The organism is Pseudomonas sp. BT76 TE3572 (assembly GCF_050435365.1).
In the GTDB taxonomy this organism is placed as follows: Bacteria; Pseudomonadota; Gammaproteobacteria; order Pseudomonadales; family Pseudomonadaceae; genus Aquipseudomonas; species Aquipseudomonas fluorescens_W.
Genome location: NZ_JBNDKE010000001.1, coordinates 621,617 through 643,022 on the forward strand (window position 1 = coordinate 621,617; position 21,406 = coordinate 643,022).

General features: G+C 60.1%; 15 protein-coding genes. 5 read left to right on the top strand and 10 right to left on the bottom strand.

The features are described from left to right. Positions 1–2: 2 nt before the first annotated feature. Positions 3–368, bottom strand: a complete 366-nt coding sequence (locus ABH912_RS02915) for a response regulator transcription factor (RefSeq protein WP_429513016.1) — start codon at positions 366–368, stop codon at positions 3–5. Between the two features lie 44 nt (positions 369–412). After that, complete coding sequence (locus ABH912_RS02920) at positions 413–1,405, bottom strand: response regulator (protein ID WP_429509570.1); 993 nt, start codon at positions 1,403–1,405, stop codon at positions 413–415. Positions 1,406–1,758: 353 nt separating this feature from the next. On the opposite strand from ABH912_RS02920, the gene ABH912_RS02925 reads away from it, so the two are divergent. Continuing rightward, a complete protein-coding gene (locus tag ABH912_RS02925; RefSeq protein WP_429513017.1) occupies positions 1,759–6,813 on the top strand; it encodes a trifunctional serine/threonine-protein kinase/ATP-binding protein/sensor histidine kinase in 5,055 nt (1,684 codons plus the stop codon). 55 nt (positions 6,814–6,868) lie between these two features. Here ABH912_RS02925 and ABH912_RS02930 read toward each other — a convergent pair whose 3' ends face one another. The 5 genes from ABH912_RS02930 to ABH912_RS02950 form a co-directional block, all read right to left on the bottom strand. Continuing rightward, the gene (locus ABH912_RS02930) at positions 6,869–7,369 is read right to left on the bottom strand and encodes a helix-turn-helix transcriptional regulator (protein WP_033060789.1); all 501 of its coding nucleotides are present in this window, start codon (positions 7,367–7,369) and stop codon (positions 6,869–6,871) included. 222 nt (positions 7,370–7,591) lie between these two features. Further along, positions 7,592–8,704 (bottom strand): alkene reductase, encoded by a 1,113-nt coding sequence (locus ABH912_RS02935; RefSeq protein ID WP_429509571.1) that lies wholly within the window; start codon positions 8,702–8,704, stop codon positions 7,592–7,594. Positions 8,705–8,854: 150 nt separating this feature from the next. Then, positions 8,855–11,092 (bottom strand): molybdopterin cofactor-binding domain-containing protein, encoded by a 2,238-nt coding sequence (locus ABH912_RS02940; RefSeq protein WP_429509572.1) that lies wholly within the window; start codon positions 11,090–11,092, stop codon positions 8,855–8,857. Further along, complete coding sequence (locus tag ABH912_RS02945) at positions 11,089–11,562, bottom strand: (2Fe-2S)-binding protein (protein ID WP_429509573.1); 474 nt, start codon at positions 11,560–11,562, stop codon at positions 11,089–11,091. The genes ABH912_RS02940 and ABH912_RS02945 overlap by 4 nt, the downstream gene beginning before the upstream one ends. Further along, a complete protein-coding gene (locus ABH912_RS02950) occupies positions 11,559–12,758 on the bottom strand; it encodes a c-type cytochrome (protein ID WP_231670577.1) in 1,200 nt (399 codons plus the stop codon). Before ABH912_RS02950 ends, ABH912_RS02945 begins: the two co-directional genes overlap by 4 nt. Positions 12,759–13,135: 377 nt before the next feature. Here ABH912_RS02950 and ABH912_RS02955 point away from each other — a divergent pair, with 377 nt between their 5' ends. Both ABH912_RS02955 and ABH912_RS02960 read left to right on the top strand, forming a co-directional pair. Then, the gene (locus tag ABH912_RS02955; protein ID WP_429513019.1) at positions 13,136–14,335 is read left to right on the top strand and encodes an MFS transporter; all 1,200 of its coding nucleotides are present in this window, start codon (positions 13,136–13,138) and stop codon (positions 14,333–14,335) included. Positions 14,336–14,435: 100 nt separating this feature from the next. After that, positions 14,436–15,353 carry a LysR family transcriptional regulator gene (locus tag ABH912_RS02960; RefSeq protein WP_033060795.1) on the top strand — a complete coding sequence of 306 codons (918 nt, stop codon included), beginning with the start codon at positions 14,436–14,438 and terminating at the stop codon, positions 15,351–15,353. Positions 15,354–15,524: 171 nt separating this feature from the next. Here ABH912_RS02960 and ABH912_RS02965 read toward each other — a convergent pair whose 3' ends face one another. From ABH912_RS02965 to ABH912_RS02975, 3 genes are all read right to left on the bottom strand, one after another. Beyond that, entirely contained in the window at positions 15,525–16,940 is a 1,416-nt protein-coding gene (locus ABH912_RS02965) for an amino acid permease (protein WP_033060796.1), read from the bottom strand. A gap of 172 nt (positions 16,941–17,112) precedes the next feature. Then, positions 17,113–18,165 carry an ornithine cyclodeaminase gene (locus tag ABH912_RS02970; RefSeq protein ID WP_429509574.1) on the bottom strand — a complete coding sequence of 351 codons (1,053 nt, stop codon included), beginning with the start codon at positions 18,163–18,165 and terminating at the stop codon, positions 17,113–17,115. A 51-nt stretch (positions 18,166–18,216) separates the two neighbouring features. Next, positions 18,217–19,251: a histone deacetylase family protein gene (locus tag ABH912_RS02975; RefSeq protein WP_429509575.1), complete on the bottom strand. Its 1,035-nt coding sequence runs from the start codon at positions 19,249–19,251 to the stop codon at positions 18,217–18,219. 119 nt (positions 19,252–19,370) lie between these two features. Between ABH912_RS02975 and ABH912_RS02980 the strand changes: the two genes are divergently transcribed. Continuing rightward, positions 19,371–19,871, top strand: a complete 501-nt coding sequence (locus ABH912_RS02980; RefSeq protein ID WP_033060801.1) for an Lrp/AsnC family transcriptional regulator — start codon at positions 19,371–19,373, stop codon at positions 19,869–19,871. 247 nt (positions 19,872–20,118) lie between these two features. Then, positions 20,119–21,396, top strand: coding sequence for a cystathionine gamma-synthase family protein (locus ABH912_RS02985; protein ID WP_429509576.1), 1,278 nt, complete (start codon positions 20,119–20,121; stop codon positions 21,394–21,396). Positions 21,397–21,406 lie beyond the last annotated feature (10 nt).

The following is a 21,406-nucleotide window of genomic DNA, read 5'->3' on the forward strand; positions in this document are numbered from 1 at the left end:
GTTCATCGCTCACATTGCAGCGCAAACTCGACGGCGCTCAGCAAGACATCGCCGCTGAAGGGTTTACGCAAGCATTCGATGGGCTCATAGCGGCTGGATTCGGCCAGTGTGGCTTCATCCCAGTGTGCCGACATGCAAATCACTGGAAATTTTCTGCCCTTGAGCGTCAGCGCGCGCATGACGTCCAGCCCTGAGAGGCCGTTCATTTTCAGATCCAACAGCAGGCAGGCAACATCATCGAAGTTTTCGAGGGCCAGGAATTCCTCGCCCGAGGCGAACACCCGAGAACGGTATCCGGCCGACCGGAGCAGGTTGGCCAGGCTTTTGCGTACGGACGAATCGTCGTCCACGATGCAGACGATGATCATGGCGCTACGGGATGATTCAGGGGGGGCGCAGCCAGTCTCCATAGTCATGAAGAGCCCTGCATGCCAAACGCTGGCTCCGTGCTGATCAAGCCATACAGCTTGACCAGATTGACCAGCGAGCGCGTCTGCATCTTCTCCATGATGTGTTTGCGATGGACCTTGGCGGTGACTTCACTGGTGCCCAGCTGGTTGGCGATGTGCTTGTTGGACAGACCCGCGACGATCAGCGGCAGCACTTCACGCTCACGGGGGGTCAACAGGGCGGCCCTTTGACGGGCGCTTTGTATGCGTTGCCATTGCTCGAACGCCGTCGCTGCACGTTGACGGGTGGCGCGCAGGGTGTCCAACAACTGGTCGTCGTTGAATGGTTTGGTAAGGAATTCGACCGCCCCTGCTTTCATGGCCTGCACCGACATCGAGATGGTGCCGAAACCGGTCATGAAAATGACCGGCCACGGATGCCCGCGCTGTCCGAGCGCCGATTGCAGTTCCAGGCCTGTCGCCTCGGGCAGACTGACGTCAAGCAACAGGCAAGCGGGGCCGACGTCGAGGTCCGCGTTGAGCAATTCTTCGGCCGAGGCGAATATCCGGTGCGCGATGCCTTCGGCCCGCAGCAGTCGGCTGAGTGCTGTACGTACGGACGCTTCATCGTCGACGATGAACACCGGCACGCTGTCAGGATTGATCGTCTCCTGATCCTCGGACGCCAAAGGGCCCAGTGCCACCGGATGGAACAGGGGCAGGGGCGGTTCACGTTCTTTCAATAGTCGGTAACCTCGGCGCGGGACCGTCTGGATGAGTTCTTTTTCTCCGAACAACTTGCGCAGTGAGGAGATCTGCACCTGCAGATTGTTTTCCTCGACGACGGTGTCGGGCCAGACCTGTGTGATCAATTCATCTTTACTGACAATCCGGCCATCGGCCCGCATCAGCACCGAGAGGATTTCGAACGCGCGGCCCCCGACTCGCAGCGGCCGTCCATCAAGAAAGGCTTCGCGCCGCTCCAGGGAAATAGTGGCTTGGCCGAGTCGGATCATGCGTTCCTCTGCACTGCGTGGACGGAGAGTGACGCCGGAGCATCGATTCATCAGGGCTACACGCTAGGGGACGGCCTCGCATAATGCAATTATCCCGAGGGATAACACACCGTGATTTCAGTGCGAAAAAACCATCGGCTACGGGGCATTACGACAGCCATCATGGTGCTGATGACGGACAGGATTGCCCGCATGCAGCCGTCGGGCCAGAGCCTTGCGTATACTCCAGGGCCCAGCCCGAAACGAATCTTCAGCGGTGATTGCTCATGTCCAGCCGTCCTCTCTCAACATCCGGTGCCCGCAGTCTTGATGTCGTCCACGATGAAGCCTGGCTGGAACGCTGCACCTTCTCCATGCTGCGCCGGGAAAACGACCTGACCTGGTTCACGCTTCAGGACCCGCCGTCGGGCACACACTGGCTTGCCGCCCGGGCACCGATTCAACTGCCCGCCACGTGCCAGCGGCTGGAGCGCGATTTTCATCTGCGCCTGGATCCGGCCTGGGCGATTGCCCCTGTCGCGTTCATCCGCTCGGCCGAGGGGCCCTTGTTGATCTATCCCGCATCGGGGACGCCGCTGATGGACCTGGTCGGTGACACCACGCTGCCGCTGGAGCGCTTGCTGGCCATCGCCGTGGCGGCGGCCAACGCGCTGGCCAGCGCCCAGAAAACGGGTTTGCGACATGCCAGCCTGCTGCCCCACCACTTGATGGTGGAAACCGCCGATTCGGTCAGACTCCTGGGTTTTCACAGTCATACCGCAGAGACGCTCACCGTTGAGTTGCCCGGCCTGGAACAATGGCCGTACCTGGCGCCCGAACAGGTACGGCGTGATGCCGCCAGTTTTGACGCGCGCAGCGATATTTACACCCTGAGCGTCATCCTCTATCAAGCGCTGACCGGCCGACTGCCGCTCACCGCCCGCGACCCCTCGCAATGGCTGCACGTGCACGCCGCCGTGCAACCGCAATCACCGGCAATCCATGTTGCCGATCTGCCGGAAGGCATCTGCCAAGTGCTGCTCAAAGGCTTGGCGAAGGAACCGGGTGCCCGCTATCAGCGCGCAGAGTCGATGGCCGCGGATCTGGCCTGGTGCCAACAGCAGTGGCGGGAACACGAGCGCATCGATGGGTTTCGGCTGGGTGCCTTCGATGCGTTGCCTTCTGTGGCCCGCGGCGATGTTCTGTTTGGTCGAGAGGCCGAACGCACGCAGTTGATCGAGCAGATAAGTCAGGTGCGCAGCGATGGCATCGCCCGGGTCCTGCTGGTCGGTGGCGCGCCGGGTGCCGGCAAGTCGACGCTGATCCACCAGGGTGTCCGGCCTCTGGCGCCCGGCTACTGGGCCAGCGGCAAGAGCAATCTGCTGCAGCAAGAAATTCCCTACGCGCCCTTGGCGGAGATCTTCAAGTCGCTGATGACCCAATTGCTGGGCAAGCCGGCTCTGGAACTGGAGACGCTGGGCGAGCAATTGATTGAACGCCTCAAGGGGCGGGGCAAACTCCTGGCGGAGCTGGCGCCCGAGGCCGAACTGGTCATCGGTGTCGCGCCTGAACTGCCGAACATGCCGGCCCGGCACGCGCTTGATCGCGCCAATCAAACGCTACTCGATGTTTTGGAAGTCTTCGCTCAGCCGGGACGACCCCTGGTGCTATTCGTCGATGACGTTCAGTGGGCCGACGATTCGACGCTGTCGTTCTTGCAAGCCTTCATCGCCCGGCCACCCCGGCATCTGGCGCTCATTCTGGCGTACCGTGAGGCCGAATCGCAGTCCCTCCAGCGTGAGGGTGGGTTGCTGCAGGTGTTGGAGCATGGGCAATCGTTACCCTGTGCAAGCATCATGCTGGGTCCACTGTCGGTGCCAGCAGTCGCGGAGCTGATTGCCGCTGAACTGGACACCGACCCCGAGGCTATCGAGTCGCTCGCGCCAGTCGTGCACTACAAGACGGCCGGCAACCCTCTTTTCGTCAGCCAGGTGTTGCGCGCGTTGATCGATGAACGTCTGGTGTGCTTCGACGTGCACGGTCGCCGCTGGGTCTGGAACCAGGGGGAGGTGGACGGTTATCGCTACGCCGATAACGTCGCGGACTTAATGGTGCAGCGACTCGAACGGCTGACGCCGATGGAACGCGAGGTGTTGCGCACGGCCGGATACATCGGCGGGCGCTGTGATGAGTCGCTGCTGCACCGGCTGTTGCCATGTGATCCGCAACAGATCAACCGTGATGTGCAAAGCCTGGTCGATGCCGGATTTCTGTTACGCGAGCGCGAGCAACTGGTGTTTCCCCACGACCGTGTACTTGAGGCCGCCTGTCAGCTGGCTGCACCAGTGGGACGCGCCGCCGAGCATGCCCGTATTGCCGCCGCCATGCTTGATCAGTGGGGCGCGCAGAGCCATGAGCGAGTATTTGAAGTCGCCAGCCAGATTCAGCGCATTGACGCCGATGAACCGGAGGCGCATCGCCGCGCCGCGTTCGTCGAGCTGTTGGTCGAAGCCGCCGAACGCGCCAGGGACACCGCCGCAGTCGAGCAGGCCGTGGGCTATCTGAGCACGGCCGAGCGTCTGCTCGGGCAGACGGGGTGGTCGAGCCTTTACACTCAGGCGTTCGCCACCCAATGGCTGGCTGCCGAATGCGACATGTTGCTGGCCGATCTGGCCAACGCCCAACACCGCCTCGACGACTGCCTGAATCACGCCACCACAGCGCTCGACCGCGCGAAAACCTATCGGTTACGGGCCACCTTGCGCACGTTGCACTCCGATTACGAGGGCGCGATAACCGAGGCGCTGACCGGGCTGGCCCTGCTGGATATTCCCCTGCAGCGCAAGCCATCGCACGAACAGCTGAGCCTCGCGTTTGCCCAGGTACGCACACTTGTGGGCGCGCGCCGCATCGCCGATCTGGTGCATTTGCCCAAGGCCGATGACCCGCCTGTCGAAGTGGCCATGGAGTTGCTCAGCACGTTGATTTCCTCGTTCTTCGTCGACGACGACATTCGTTTTCTGCATTTGGCGAAAATGGTCGAACTTACGTTGATGCATGGCACCACGCCGAGCAGCGGTTACGGGTTTGCCTGGTTTGGCGTGATGATTGCCGAGCGCTATGGCGAGTATGTGGACGGGCAGTCCTTCGCCGAAGTGGCCCTTGAACTCACTGACAAACACGGCTACGAAGCCGGACGAACAGGTACGCTGGTGGCGCTTGATCAAGTCAGCCCGTGGACCCGACCGATGGCGTACGCCCGACAGAAGGCGTTCGCAGCATTCGAGTGCGGTCAGGCCGGCGGCGACCTGGGTATGTCCTGTTATGCCTGCAACCACATCGGCTCCGACCTGTTGTTCATGGGCGAACCCTTGCAAGGAGTGTTGAACGAGCTGGAGCATGGCCTGGCCTGGGTGCGTCAGTTTCACTACATCGACATCGAACGCATCCTGCTGGCGCAACAGGCGTACGCCAGCGATCTGCGCGATGGGCGTCAGCACCGGCCGCTGACCGAACTGGACGGCACTGAACATGACCGTTTCGGCCCCATCGACCGCACCAGCGTGTCACAGCCGACGCTGTTCTGGACGTGGCTGTATTCAGGCATGTCTGCGTTTCATTTCGGCGATATCCCTTACGCATTGCGGCGTTTCGAAGAGGCGGCCGCGCTGGCCTGGTCCATTCCGGCGCACATCAATCTCGCCGATTACTACCTGTTCTACAGCCTGGCGCTGGGCAGTGCGCAGGCACCGGGGGAGGTGGCCGAAAAACTGGAACAACTCGAGCGGCAACGTCTGCGGTTTCTGCCATGGGTCGAGCTCAACCCGACAACCTTCCGCAACAAATTGCTACTGATCGAAGGGGTCATCGCCCGTTTGCGCGGTCAGGAACTGGTTGCTATCCGCTGCTTTGATCAGTCCCAGATCGCTGCGGCGGCGGCCGGTTTCATCCACGAGCAGGCGCTGGCCCATGAACAGCTGGCTGAGATCTGCTTACCAAACGGACTGGTGTCGGGTGCCAATCACCACCTGCGCGTCGCGCGCGACGGTTACAACCTCTGGGGGGCCAAAGGCAAGGCCCGCCAGCTGGAAGCCTTGCACCCGTTTCTGAGCGCAGAGTCGTCGTTCGAACCTGTCCGGCCTGTGACCCAGGTCCGCCTTGATCTTGAAGTGGGAATCGAGGCGGCGCGCGCACTTTCACAAGAGGTATTGCTGGAACGACTGGTCGAAACCCTGATGAACCACCTGATGATTCAGGCGGGTGCTGATCATGGCGCTCTGATGATCGTCAGCGGCGCCGAGCTGCAACTCGCGGCAACCGCTTCTGTCGAGGCCGGAAACGTGCGGGTCGCGCTGGACAGCGGGCAGCCGCTCGAACAGATGGCGCCGACCTCGGTGCTCAACACCAGCATGCGCACCCGCAACACTCTGGTGCTCGACGATGCCCGGGCAGATTGCCCCGAGGCCTACAGCGCCGACCTTCTACAGCGCCAGACGCGTTCCATGTTGTGCCTGCCGTTGCTCAGACAAGGCACATTGATCGGTCTGGTCTACCTCGAAAACAGCCTGGTCCCCAAGCTGTTCAGCGCCGAGCGCCTGACCATGCTGGAAATTCTAGCCTCCCAGGCCGCCGTATCACTGCAAACCGCCCGGCTGTACGCGCGGCTGGTCGAGGACACCCAGCTGCGAGCGCAAATGGAAGCGGACCTGCGCAGTTCCCGGGCAGAACTGGCGCGTAGCTCGCACCTTAAAGTCATGGGCGAACTGTCTGCTTCGATTGCCCATGAAATCAGCCAGCCGCTGCTGGGCATCTTGTCAAACGCCTCGGCGAGCCTGCGCTGGCTTAAACGCGACCAGCCCGATCTGGAAGAGGCGATTCAGGGGCTGGAAGACATTCGCTCAGACAGCGCCCGTGCTGCCGACATTGTTCAAGCGCTTCGCGCGCTCGCCAAACAAGCGCCGTTGCAACGGCTTCCGGTGCAGATCGACGAGCTGATCGGTGAGGTCGTGCGCCTGACCGCCACCGATCTGGCAAACCGCAACGTACAACTGCAAACCCGGCTTGATGCGCAATGCCCGGTTTGGGTCGATGCGGTGCAGATCCAGCAAGTGGTGTTCAACCTGATCACCAATGCGCTGGATGCCATCGCCGGAGCCGGGTTGCCAGAAGGACGCATCATCATCGGCTCAGCGGTCAAGGACGATCATGTTCAAGTCTGCTTCCAGGACAACGGGCCGGGAATTGGCGCACAACAGCGCGAGCAAATCTTCGATGCGTTCTACACCACCAAAGGCAGCGGCATGGGAATGGGGCTGGCTATCTGCAAGTCGGTGATCGGCGCGCACGGCGGGACGCTGGTGGTCCAGGACAGCGAGCAGGGTGCCAGGATCTGTTTCAATCTGCCGGTCTCGGCCGCCAGCGTTGGATAAAAAAAGGCCGCATGAGCGGCCAAAAGGGAGGAGTTCGTTCTATCAGTCGATCAGTTCACGCGTGCAGCGCCTGCGCGCGAGGTTGTCTCAATCCGTTGACCACGCTATCGGGAATTCTCCTGTCGGATATGTCCCGATCAATCATGGGCGTGTTGGGACGTCGGTTTGTGATCACGTGATCAACGGCCCGCCGCCAGGCCTTGGGTGTCATCCCTTCCAGGCGGCTAAAGGTGTGGGTGAAATGCGAGTGGTCCGCGAAACCGCATTCATAGACGACGTCGGTGATCGGCATCGAGGTGATCAGCAGGTTTTTGGCTTTTTCGATTTTCATCCTCATCAGCCAGCCTTGTGGCGAGTGGCCGGTACCCTTTTTGAACGCCCGGGAAAAATGGCTGCGCGACAGGTTGCAGTGTTCGGCAATCTCGCTGATCCGAACGCAGCTGCCCATATCACGCAGCATCAGTTCCTTGGCGCGGCGCTCTTGCCAGCTGGACAGGGCGCCCAGCGGTCGCGCAAGTTCACATGAATGGTCTGAATTCACCGATTGCGGGTTCATGGCAGCTCTCCTGATCGTTAGGGAAAGTCTGTCCGCCGGCGACCTTTAAAGTCCTTAAGCAAGCCTTAAGAATTATGAAACCCATGGCCACACCGCTTTAGCGTGTGTTCATGTGCGATGGCCAGGACTAAGCGTCAGATCCGCGAACTTTGCGGGCCGAGATGAAGTTAGCCGCCACGGTGACGGCCAACTTGCAGCCCGGTCAATGTCATTGAACCCAAGTCAGGAATGAACCGGGTAATCCACGTATCCACGCTGATCGCCACCAAAAAAGGTGCTCGGATCCGGCGTATTGAGCGACAACCCGTCGCGAATTCGCCGTGGCAGATCAGGGTTTGCCAGAAACGGTCTGCCGAAAGCAATGATGTCCGCGCGGCCGTCGATCAGGGCCTGTTCCGCCGTCTCAGGGTCGTAGCCACCGGCGATCATCAACACGCCGTCCCACGCCGCACGCAATTGGCCGATGATTTCATCCCAGCGCGGATCGAAGTTCTCGTCCTTGACGGTGCCGACGACGGCTGGCTCGACGAGGTGCAAGTAGGCCAGCGTCCATTGGTTCAACGAGTGCACGATGTGGCCGAACGTCGCTTGCGGTGTCTCATCGCCCATGCCCATGAAGCGTCCCATCGGCGTGAGGCGCACGCCCACGCGCTCTGCGCCTACTTCATCGACTACGGCCGCCACCACTTCCAATAACAGGCGTGCACGGTTTTCCAGGCTGCCGCCGTAAGCATCCTCGCGCTGGTTACTGTTGCTGTTGATGAACTGGTCCAGCAGATAACCGTTGCCCGCATGAATTTCCACGCCATCCATTCCGGCGTTCAGCGCATTGCGAGCGGCCCGGCGGTAATCGCTGATGATGTCCGCGATCTCTGAGGTCTGCAGTGCTCGCGGCACCGGCACATCACCCCAGACACCGTTGCCATCCGTGTCGACGATGAACGTCTTGCCCGGCACGGGTAATGCGCTCGGGGCAACCGGGAGTGCGTTGTCAGGTTGAAAACTGGGGTGCGACACGCGGCCCACGTGCCAGAGTTGCATGAAGATCAGACCGCCGGCCTCGTGCACTTGGGTGCTGACTTCACGCCAGGCTTGTACCTGCTCATCGCTGTAGATTCCCGGCGTCCAGGCATAGCCCTGGCCCTGCCGGGAAATCTGCGTCGCCTCGGTAATGATCAACGCGGCGCTCGCACGCTGGCGGTAATACTCGGCATTCATCGCCGTTGGAATATCGCCCGGTTGCCCGGCGCGAGAGCGTGTCAACGGGGCCATCGCTACTCGGTGCGCAAGCGTGTAGGGGCCTAATGCGATGGGTTGGAACAGGTGCTGCGTCATGAGGTGTTCTCCAGTATTCGAAAAGAGGAAGCAGGGCGGCGTCGGACGTTTGGTCAGGCATCGGATGGCCGTAAGTTAATCCGCGGGATGCCGCTTGATAATCCGTAAAAACCAGCACACTGCATTGCGTAAAGCGCAACGCTGCGCAGGTCAGGACGGTTGCTCCGAGCGGGTCAGAGGAAGGTTCAACCAGCGCCGGCCGGTGGCGCTCGCCACGGCATTGCCGATGGCCGCGGCCATTGGTCCCTGGACGATTTCGGCGGCGCCGAGAAACGGTTGTCCCGGTTGGTCGAGCAGATGAACGTCGACCTTTTCAGGCAGCTGCGAAAAGCGCAGGATCGGGTAGCCACTCCAGTCGTAGCTGCGAATACCCCCGGCGTCATAGGCGACTTTTTCATACAGCGTCCAACTGGTGGACTGAACGATCCCGCCTTCCACCTGGTTGCGCAGGCCATCGGGATTGACGATCTGCCCGACATCCACCGCCGTGACAACATGATCGATCTGCACTTCGCCAGTCTGCGGATGTACCTGAAGACGCACCGCAATCGCGCAATAGCCCATGATGTTTTTGTAGCGGGCAAACGCGAAGCCGATGCCCGCGCCAGGCTCGCTGCTTTTTTGCGGCCAGTTAATGGTGTCGCGAACCCGCTCCACCACGGCCCGTGCCCGGGGATCCGCCAGATGGGCAAGGCGCAAGGCAACCGGATCGACCTCGGCCTTGGCGGCAAGCTCATCGATGCAAGCTTCGATCGCGAAGATATTGATATGCGCACCCAGCGAGCGCATGGCTGAGGTGCGAAACGGCATCTCAGTGACGAAGTTCATGTCGATGCGAGTGGAGGCCAACGTGTACAGCGGCACGGCATTGCGATCACCGTCGCCTTCAGGTTGAGCGATGGGCACCGAAGGCGCGGAGGTGAACGGTCGGGCCAGTAGTCGCGCAGGCAGCAACCGGCCCGCATTGACGATGCGTTCGTTATGCGGCGTGGTCCACAGTTCATAGCTCCAGTCCTGCAATCGACCTTGCGCATCAAGATTGGCTTGCACTTCGGTCACCATCGCCGAGCTGTAGGGCTCCCAGAGATTTTCCTGCTCGCGCATCCACTGCACCCGCACTGGCGTGCCCGGTATTCGTATGGCAATCAACGCCGCGTCGGCCGCCGCATCGTCTGCGCCGTTGTGGCCATAACAACCGGAGCCTTCGGTGTGGATGCAGCGAACGCGGTCTGGAGGTAGCTGCAGCATTTCGGCGATCCCGGCGCGCAGCGGATACACGCCTTGGGTGTGGGTCCAGACGGTGAGGGTGCCGTCCTTGAACCAGGCCACGGCGCAGGATGGGCCGATGGATCCGTGCATCAAATATTGCTTGGTAATGCGCGCTCGATAGCTGCTGTCGGTCGCGACCTGTGGCGTGCCCTCATGGCTGATCGGATAGCGGCGCGAAGGGAGGCGTTCGAGCAATCCGTGAATGTTCCGTGACTCGGGTATGGCTTGTCCGCCGCTCCAGCGCGCTGTTTCATATCCGCTGCGCATGGCTTTGATTGCTTGCCATTCATCATGTGCTAATACGGCAAGGTAATTGCCGTCGCGAATCACCTGCACAACCCCAGGCAACGTTTTGATCAACTCCACGTCGAAGGCTTCCAGCGTGCAGCCGGGACGAGGAGGGCGAATGACCCGAGCGTGCAGCATGCCCGGCAGCCGAATGTCTTGAACAAACGCGGGGCCGCCGCTGACTTTTGCCGGAATATCCAGCCGTTGCAGCGAATGGCCGATCAGCTTGAATTGCGTCGCAGGCATCATCGGCGATTCGGACTTGGCGAAGAGGTGCAGGTCGACTTTTTTGACGGCGTCGGCGTAGGACATTTGTTGTCCGGTGGGGCCGTGAATGATGCCCTCCTGAGTCGTCAACAGTGCCGGCGCAACCTCCCAGCTGCGCCCGGCTGACTGAAGCAGTAACTCGCGCACCTGCGCCGCCGCGTTGAACAACGCGGTGCCGCTGTCGAAAATACTGTGACTGCCGGCGGTGTAGCCTTCGTTGGGCGTCAGCGCCGTGTCGGCGGTGAGCAAGTTGATCGCTGTCGGGGAAACCTCCAGACGTTCAGCGGCAATTTGCAGCAAGGCAGTTTTGACGCCGGTGCCCAATTCGACCTTGCCGGTGTAGACGGTGATGCCTTCAGGACCCACGCGGATCCACGCATCGAGGTAGGGATTGGTGCGCAGACTGCCGGGTAGATCCGGCGCCAGCACCACTGTGCCAAGCGTATCGACTTCGGTGTCCGCCCATGCACGCCGCGCTACCGGCACCAGGGTAAACGCCACCAGCAAGGCGCCTCCACGCAAGAAAGCGCGGCGACTGTGATCGACCTCTTTAACCACCGTCATAGCGCGCTCCCGTGTTGCCTGGCCACCAGGCTGATTGCCTCGATAATCCGCAGGTGCGTGCCGCAACGACACAGGTTGCCTGCCATGTACTCGCGAATGGTCTGTTCGTCCGGGTGCGGATTGCTTTCCAGCAATGACTGCGCGCGCATCAACATGCCGGCGATGCAGTAGCCGCACTGGGCCGCCTGTTTGTCGATAAAAGCTTTTTGCAAAGGGCCGGGACGCTCGGCGGTACCGAGGCTTTCAACCGTTCGAACCTTTTTGCCTTCAAGGCCCGCGCAGGGCGTCACGCACGAAAAGACAGGCTTGTCATCGACGATGACCGTACAGGCGCCGCACTGCCCCAAACCACACCCGTACTTGGCGCCGTTCAGCCCCAGATGATTGCGCAGCGCATAGAGCAGCGGCATGTCAGGTTCCAGCTCCAAGGCTTGGGCCGAGCCGTTGACGTTGAGCGTAACGGGGGTCATTTCTTCTCCTGACGTATCGCTTCAATAGTGGAAGAAAGGCCTGTCCAGGGTTGGTCAGGTCTGGCTTGCTGGCGCAGGTATGACGCCAGGGCTGTGAGTTGAACGTTGTCCAGGCTGGCGGCAAACGGCGGCATGATCGGTCCGGGCACGCCCGGAGTTGCCGGCACGCCTTCGAGCACCGTTTTAAGAAAATTGCGCGCGCTCGGGGCTTGCAGCGCCGACGTGCGATCCAGCGCCGGACGCCCGTCGATTTCGCGCATCGGCGCTGCCGGGGCATGACAACCGGCGCAGGCGCTGGCGAACAGCTGGGCGCCACTGGCCGGATCTGAGGGCTCAACGCTCGCAGCGCCGGGTTGGTTTTCGGTGATCGCAGCTTTGGTTTGCAGGCTCAGCAAATACTCAGCAATCGCTTCTGCGTCACTGACTGGCAAGCGAGCCAGACTGAGGCTGACCGGGCGCATCGGGCCAGCAGCGGTGCCGTGTCCGTCCACCACTTCCGCTCGCAGGTAGCTCACCAACTGATCGCTACTCCACGCGTTTGCGCGACGGGCCATGCCGAGCAACGAAGGCGCTTCCCAGCCATCCACGGCACCGCCCGCCAGGCTTTTACCGGACTTCTCGGCACCGATCAGGTTCAGCGGTGAATGGCAGCCCGCGCAGTGGCCAGGCCCTTCAACCAGATAACGCCCGCGATTCCACGCCTCAGATTGCTGCGCCACAGGCGTCAGCGGCTTTGCATGCAGGAACAGCAGATTCCAGAACGACACCAACGGCCGGATGTTCATCGGGAAATTCATGCGGTTTTGCATGGCCGGCGAGTCGACGGCAGGGCCGCTCATCAAGTACGCATACGCGTCGGCAATGTCACCCGCGGTCATGCGACGGTAGTGAACGTACGGGAAGGCGGGGTACAGGAAATGGCCATCGCGGGAGACCCCTTCACGCATCGCGCGCTCGAACGCCGGCAGTGACCATTGGCCAATACCGGTCTGCGGATCGGGCGTGAGGTTGGTGCTGTAGAGCGTGCCGAACGGCGTCACCAGCGCCAGCCCGCCCGCCATGTATTGACCGCCGGGACGCGTATGGCACACCGCACAATCGCCAGCCTCGACAACCCGCGCACCGCGCTGCAATTGCGCGGAATCGAACGCTCGCGGGCGCTCAATGGACGCTATCGCCGGGCGCCACATCAGCATCGCCCCGCCGATTGCGCCTATCGAAGCGAGGACGGCCGCGCTGATCCATAGGGGCCTGGATCTCAGGAAGTTGCCCTTCATGAGGATTGGAAGCGCGAGAGACTCGCGGTGGGCATTGATGATGGATTCGAGGTCATGAACAGCTCCTTGAGCAGCCTGGGAAGGGCGCTGATGGAGAGCCCTGCGCCAAGTGCCCAAGGGTAGAGAAGGCGCAAGCACCGCAGTATTGCCAAGTCGCGCAATAGCGCATTGCGCCAACAGCAACACCGGAATCGTTGCGGATGGCGCATCACTCCATTGCCTGGGGGATGGATTCTCTGCGTCGACCCGTGCCCTTAGCCTTGCCACCACTTTCCCGAACTCAACGAGGTGTCATGATGCTCACGGGTAACCCCGCAGCAGCGGCCAAGGCCGAACAGCCTGCTTCACTCTCCGGCCTGATGGTCGCGTTCCTGGCGTTCTGCTGCGGCGCGGTCGTGGCCAACCTCTATTACGCCCAGCCGATTGTCGAATTGATCGCGCCGCAGATCGGCCTGTCCAGCGCCAATGCCAGCCTGATCGTTTCACTCACACAGTTTGGTTATGCGTTGGGCCTGCTGTTGCTGGTGCCGCTGGCCGACCTGATGGAAAACCGGCGTCTGGTCGTGGGCTTCACCCTCGCGGCGAGCGTTACGCTGTTGTGTGCCGGGTTGACGCACTCGCCGTCCATGTTCCTCGTTTTTTCATTGCTGATCGGCCTGACTTCAGTCGCGGTGCAGATTCTGGTGCCACTGGCAGCGCACCTGACGCCTGAAGCAACGCGTGGCCGCGTGGTGGGAAATATCATGAGCGGGCTGCTGCTGGGCATTCTGTTGTCGCGTCCGCTGTCCAGCCTGCTGGTGGACGTGTTCGGCTGGCGCGGCGTGTTTTTCAGCGCAGCGGCACTCATGGCCGTCATAGCCCTGATCACCGCGATTGCGCTGCCGCGCCGCGTGCCGACTCATCAGGCGACTTACGTCGCGTTGATCGGCTCGGTGTTTGCCCTTGCCCGTCGCCACCCGGTGCTGCGTCAACGTTCGATGTATCAGGGGTTGTTGTTCGCCAGCTTCAGCCTGTTCTGGACCCTCGCGCCGATTGAGCTGATGCGTCACCACGGTTTCAGCCAGGCGCAGGTGGCGATTTTTGCTCTGGTCGGAGCAGTAGGTGCAGTCGCTGCGCCGATTGCCGGACGCTTGGCCGACGCCGGTCACAGCCGCCGCGGAACACTGGTCGCACTGCTGCTGGCACCAGTTTCATTGTTGATCGCTGCGCTGCCCGGCAGCAGCTACCTGTGGCTGGTGGTGTGTGCGGTGCTGCTGGATTTCGCCGTGCAACTGAACATGGTGCTGGGACAACGCGAGGTGTACGCCATCGACCCGCATAGCCGGGCACGACTCAATGCCGTGTACATGACCAGCATATTCGTTGGCGGTGCCTTGGGATCGCTGGTGGCGAGCCCGCTCTACGAACACTTCGGCTGGAGCCTGTCTGCTGTGTCGGTGGCATTGCTCCCGGCTCTGGCCCTGACGATGTTCCTGGGTCGCAAGGCCAATGCCTGAGCGCCAGGCGCAGGGGAGTCCGGTGAAGCACGGTCGTACAAGACGGCTGGCGAACGGTGATGCACAATCATCACCGTTCCTTTTCGACCGGGCTCCGCTTATGGACAAGTTGCTGGCACTGAAGATGTTTGTTGAAACCGTACGTTGCGGCGGTTACTCCTCCGCGGCGCGCAAACTCGGCATCTCGACGTCTTCGGTCACTCGCCAGGTGGCGGGACTGGAAAACGAGCTGGGCGCCAGTCTGCTCAACCGCACGACACGCAACACCAGCGTGACCGTCGCCGGGCAAACCTATTTCGAAAAGGCCGTGGCCATCCTCGAGGCCATCGATGAAGCCGATGCCGTGGTCGCCGACCGCGGCAGCGAGGTGCAAGGACGCCTGCGGATCAGCGTCCCCGTCGAGTTTGGTCGGCGGATCATCGCGCCGCATCTAGGCCGATTGCTTGAGCGTCATCCTGGACTGGAAATAAGCGTGTCGTTGAGCGATCAGGTCAGTGACCTGTTGAGCGAGCAGATTGATGTGTCCGTGCGTCTCGGATCGTCGGTGGTCAGTGAGGACATCGTCAGTAAACGGGTAGGGGCCTTCCAGCGCTGGGTGGTGGCCAGCCCGGATTACCTGAGCCGTCACGCGGCGCCGTGTCATCCCCGTGACTTGCTCGAGCACCAATGCCTGCGCTTCGATTACGGTGGTTCGCATCATCACTGGACGTTCCAGGGCGACGAGCAAACTATCCAGCTCAACGTGCACGGCCGCCTGCAAAGTAACAATGCCGACATCCTGCGCGAAGCGGCAATCGCTGGGGGCGGGGTGACCCTTCTGGCCGACTGGCTGGTGCGCGACGATGTCGCCGCAGGCCGGCTGACACGTTTGTTGGAGCATTACGAAGTCAATCCCGGCAGTGCGAGTAGTTGCATCAATGCGCTGTATTTGCCCAATCACCGGGGTTCCAGTCGCATCAATGTGTTCATCGATTTTCTTGAGGAGATCCTCACTTCTGGTCGATTGAGTAACGGATAGCCCCTTCGCAACGCAGCGCGCTGTACTGAGCGAATTGTTCATCCGCAGAGTGGGCCGTCAGTAAAATCTGACGGCCTTCGCTTGCCGCTCTTCAACCTGCAGGCGCCCCACAAACGCCACGTTGCTCAAGCGCGTTTCACTGCATCGGCACCTGGAGGCGGCAGATGAACATCAGCTGTACTGATTTGCCGAACCCGCAGCGGATTTCAGCTTTCTGGAATGGGTCAGCTGATAAGCAATTGCCAACCAGATAAACCACCCTGGCATGACCAGCAAGGCAATACGAGTGTCAGGTCTTAATGCCAGCAGGCAGAGAACAAATCCCAGGAACGCCAGGGAGAACCAGGCCATCGGCACGCCGCCAGGCATCTTGTAGGTCGATTGCGCATGCAGGTCGGGTCGGCTTTTGCGATAGGCAATGTACGACGCGAGGATGGTCGACCAAGTGAAAATCACCAGGATCGCCGACACGGTAGAGACGATGGTAAACGCTGTCATGACCTCCGGAACGATGAACAGCAGCAGTACACCCACCAGCATCAACAGTGTGGTAAACGCCAGGCTTAGCAGAGGCACGCTATTACCCGACAAACGCCGAAAAATCCCAGGCGCATTGTCGTGACTGGCCAGTCCAAACAGCATGCGACTGGATGAAAATACGCCACTGTTGGCCGATGAGGCGGCAGACGTCAGCACCACAAAGTTGACGATACCTGCTGCTGCGGGAAACCCTGCAACCAGGAACAGTTCGACGAAAGGGCTTTTGTTGGGCGAAACCTGTTGCCAGGAAGTCACTGCAATAATGCAGGCCAGTGCCAGCACATAAAACAGGATGATTCGCAGCGGAATCGAGTTGATGGCTTTTGGCAGGGTCTTCTCGGGGGAACGGGTTTCGGCGGCTGCGGTACCGATCAGCTCAGTGCCGGCAAAGGAGAAGATTGCCATCTGGAATCCGGCAAAGAAACCAAACAGGCCGTTGGGGAAGGCTGCCTGTTTATCCAGCAGGTGGTTCAGGGATGCAGTAACGCCACTAGGTGATACAAAGGAGCTGGCAATCATCACGATGCTGACGCCAATCAGGGTGACGACGGCAATGATCTTGATGATTGCGAACCAGAACTCCACTTCACCGAAAAGCCTGACGGTCAGCACGTTTAGTGCGAACAGCGTCATCAGCATACCGATGGCCGGGATCCAGGCGGGTACATCGGGGAACCAGTACTGAAAGAATCCGCCGACCACCACGGCATCGCCCACCACCGCGACGCTCCAGCTCAGCCAGTACGACCAGCCGAGGAAAAATGCCGCTCGCGGGCCAAGGTAGGCACCGGCAAAATCCGCGAAGGTTTTGAAGTTCAAGTTGGACAGCAACAGTTCGCCCATGGCGCGCATGACGAAGTAGACGAACATCCCGATGATCATATAAATGAGGATGATCGACGTGCCTGAGAGGGCAATGATCTTCCCGGAGCCCATGAACAGGCCTGTACCGATGGCACCTCCCATGGCCATTAATTGAATGTGACGATTGCTGAGCGTGCGCTGCAGCGCGGGCTGTTCAACCCGCTCGGACGGAGTCGATTTCATTACAAAACCTCTTGATTTTATGTTTTTGAGTTTTGGCAGAAAGTGGGTCTTGCGTTCTTGTTAGAGATGCAACGGCTACTGACGGTGGAGGTTTGCAGGCCTCGGAGTTTCTCCTCAACGAACAAGGTGCGTGGTCCGTTGGCACCTTGTTCCGGGGCATCAGCTATGGCTATCAGCTGACTGTGCGCAGGCGCGAGAGAACTGCTGGTTGCTGCCCAAGCAGTTGGTAGAGATTTTTTATGTTGGCAGGCGTCGGCACCAGATGGATGCGCTCACCGATGGCATGCTCTAGCGCCAGGTCGTGCACGTAGCGCAGTGACGAAAAGTCTTCCAGGGCAAAGCCCACCGAATCGAAAACGGTGACCTGTGCGTCGTTCTCGCGGCCCAGTGCCTCGCCCAGAACAATCCGAAAGAACTCTACGACCGGAAAGTCAGGCTCCAGTTGTTGAATATCGCCTTCAATCCGGGTTTGAGGCTCAAACTCAACGATGACTCGGGCATTGCGCAGGATCTCGGCGTGCAGTTCGGTTTTCCCCGGGCAGTCACCGCCGACGGCATTGATATGCATGCCGGGCTCGATCATCTCGGGCGTCAGAATCGTTGCATAGGCTTTGTCTGCGGTAACGGTGGTGACGATGTGCGCGCCCTTGACCGCTTCCTGTACCGAGTTGGCCAGAATCACCTCGATATCCGGAAATGCGGACAGGTTGTGCTTCAACTTGAGTGAAGCGTCGCGATCAATGTCGAAAATGCGGATTTGCTTGATGGACAGCATTTCGTGGAAGGCGAGGGCCTGAAATTCGCTCTGGGCGCCATTGCCGATGATTGCCATTGAGCTTGCACCGGGGCGCGCCAGGGACTTCGCGACCAAGGCAGAGGTTGCGGCAGTGCGCACGGCGGTGGTCAGCGTCAGTTCACTGAGCAAGGTTGGATAGCCACTGTGGACATCGGCCAGGACACCGAAGGCCATGACCGTCAGCAAATTCCTTTGACCGTTGTCCGGGTGACCATTCACGTATTTGAACGAGTACTGCTGGCCATCGTCGGTCGGCATCAACTCGATCACACCGTCGGCCGAATGATTGGCGGTACGGGGAGACTTATCAAACTGCGCCCAGCGTGAATAGTCCGCTTCGATGTAAGCCGCCATTTCGCGGATAGCCCGGCGGATTCCCACCTTGGCGAACAGGCGTGCGGCATGATCGACGTCTATAAAAAGAGTCATGTTTTTATTCTCCGATTTAATAGTTCAAGCGCTGCGATTCAAGGGGATGACTCAGGCACGCTTGCTCTCGTAGCCATGCAGCACGTTGACTGCATTGATCCCGATTTCATCGACCATGTAGCCGCCTTCCATCACAAACAGGGTGGGGCAGCCCACGCCCGCTATCAGCTCGCCGATGCCGATGAAGTCTTCGCTTTCCAGCAAGAAGTGGCTGATGGGGTCGTCCTTGAACGTGTCGACGCCCAGTGAAATAACCAGCACTTCAGGGGCAAATTGCTGGAGTTTCTTGCAGGCGTGGAGCAAGGCGTTGCGGTAGCTTTCCCAAGTGGTGTTCTTCGCCAGTGGATAGTTCAGGTTGTAACCTTCGCCGTGGCCAGCGCCGACTTCGTGGCTGTAGCCTGAGTAGTAGGGATAAGACACCGTCGGTTCGCCGTGCAGCGAGGCAAACATGACGTCACTGCGCCCGTAGAAAATGTTCTGGGTACCGTTGCCATGATGAAAGTCGACGTCCAGTACGGCGACTCGTTTGGCGCCTTGGGTAATGGCCTGCTGTGCGGCAATGGCTGCGTTGTTCAGATAGCAATAGCCGCCCATGTATTCACGCGCGGCGTGATGGCCGGGCGGACGGCACAGGGCAAAGGCACTGTCGTGGCCTTCATCGATCAGCGCCAGTGCAGTCAGCGCGATATCGGCACTGGTTTTTACTGCTTGCCAAGTGGTGGCGGTAATGGGGGAGCCGGCATCCATGGCGTAGTAACCCAGCTTGCCGTCGATGAAAGTCGGCACTTGCTCGTTGGCCAGATCGCGCACCGGCCATACCAGCGGCAAGGCATCGTGGGTGCGTCCGGTTGCGCTCCATTCAGACCAGGCGTTTTCCAGAAAGGCTACATAGCGCTCGCTGTGCGCGTTGACATAACACGACCTGTCGAATGCTCGCGGCTCGATGACCTGGCCAAGTCCTACCTGTTTGACCCGATGATGGACGGTATCGGCTCGGCTGGGCTGTTCGAAGGACGGCTTGAGTACGCCGTCTTTCAATTCGGTGCCGTGGTGCAAACGGTGAGAATCACTGAAAACTGTAAACATTGTGCGCATCCGTTGATGTGAGCCAGTGCAAATATTCTGTTCCGGCTGGGAGGCACTTTCTTTGCTTTGTTTTCGTGGTTTACTAGATTATTCGGGAATTCTTACTCAGGAATTGCGTAATGCAGAAAAAATCATCCAAGCGCATCAGTCTCGACGACACCGACCTGGCGATTCTCGCGTTGCTGCAGGAGGACGCGAGTATTTCCAATGCCGAGCTCAGTGAGCGGCTGTCGTTGAGCCTGACGCCTTGCTGGCGGCGGCGTAAGCGAATGGAGGAGGCGGGCGTAATCAAGGGCTATCAGGCGAACCTTGATCGACGAATGCTGGGGCTCGATATCATGGCGTTCGTGCACATCCGTTTTTCCACCCACGCCGATCACGCTCCGGACGCCTTCGAGGCGGTGATTGCGCAATTGCCCGAAGTGTTGTCCTGTCACAAGATCACCGGGGATGCCGATTACGTGCTGCAAGTGCTGGCAGAGGATCTAGATAGCTACAGCGACTTTATCGAGCAGGTACTCAGGCGTCAGGTGGGTATTGCCTCCATCCAGTCCAGTTTGTCGTTACGCGAGGTCAAGACCAGTAGCCGTATAGCGATACCCCAATCGAGCAAGGGGTAAAACCATTGAGGTAGTCCGCAGCCCCGACGATGGCCCAGGCGACATTGGGCGATAGCCGCCGAACAATCATTTCCTCCTGAAAAACAGATCAGAAGGTCTAAACCTGTTTCAGGACTACACAGCCATTAAAAAAAGCGGCCCTTTGGCACCGATAACATCGTTTCTCGGGCGCACCGCTTTTCAATATATTGGCCGCCAGATCTGGTGAATGACTCAACACTCACCACCCTCAGTGCGAGTAGTCTTAATGAACAATAAACCTGACAACGCAGGGCTTGATAACGCCGGAGCGGGGACCCGAGCGGTCTGGGGCGGGGAGCAAGTCAGGCACCCCTACAACGCCACTCAAACACCGATCGTGCTTAGCGCCGCTTACGGTTACGACGACATCGACGTCTGGTACGACGTTGCGTTGGGCAAGACGCCGGGCTTTATCTACAGCCGCATGAGCAACCCGACGGTCGAGACGCTCGAAGCAAAAATTCGCGAGTTGGAAATGGCCGAGTCCGCCGTGGCCTTCAGCAGCGGCATGGCGGCGATCAGCAGTGTGCTTTTCACCTTCCTGGCCAATGGCGATCGCGTGGTGTCGACCAAGGACAGTTACGGTGGCACCAACAAGATTTTCGAAGAGTTCCTGCCGCGTACGGGTGTGGCGGTGACCTTGTGCGAGACGTTCGATCATGAGGAGATCGAGCGTGAAATCGCCAAAGGCTGCCAGTTGGTGTACCTGGAAACGCCGACTAACCCGACCCTGAAAGTACTCGATATCCAGCGTCTGGTGGCTGCGGCCAAGCGCGTCGGTGCCGTGGTGGTGGCGGACAACACCTTTGCCACGCCGCTGAATCAGAACCCCCTGGCGTTAGGGGTGGACGTGGTCATCCACAGCGCGACCAAGTTCCTCAGCGGTCATGGCGATGTGCTCGGTGGTCTGGTGTGCGGCAGCGAATCCTTGATGGCCAAGGTTCGTCATTACCGGGAAATCAACGGTGCGACGCTCGACCCGTTCTCGGCCTACATGATCATCCGGGGCATGAAAACGCTGGTGCTGCGCATGCGTCAACAGCAACGCAGTGCCCGTGCCCTGGCGGATTTCCTCTGCACCGAACCGTTGGTGGAGTCGGTCAATTATCCCGGCTTGCCTGGTCATCCGAACCACGCGGTGGCGTGCACGCAAATGTCCGGCTTCGGCGCCATCGTCAGTTTTGTTCTGGTCGGTGGGATGGACACAGTCAAGGTGCTCTTGCCACGTCTGCGATTCGCCCATTGCGCGGGCAATCTCGGTGCAGTGGAAACCATTTACGGCCCGGCCCGGACCACCAGCCATGTCGAAAACACGCTGGAAGAACGACTGGCTCTGGGTATCTCCGAAGGACTGGTGCGGGTCTCGGTCGGCATTGAAGACACTGACGATCTGCTCGACGATTTGAAGCAGGCGTTCGCTTTTGTCAGGTGTTCGCGCAATGAGCGGGCACAGGCGAACACACTGCACGCAAACAACAAAACAAGCATCGAGGCAGCAAGCTGAAGTTTAAACG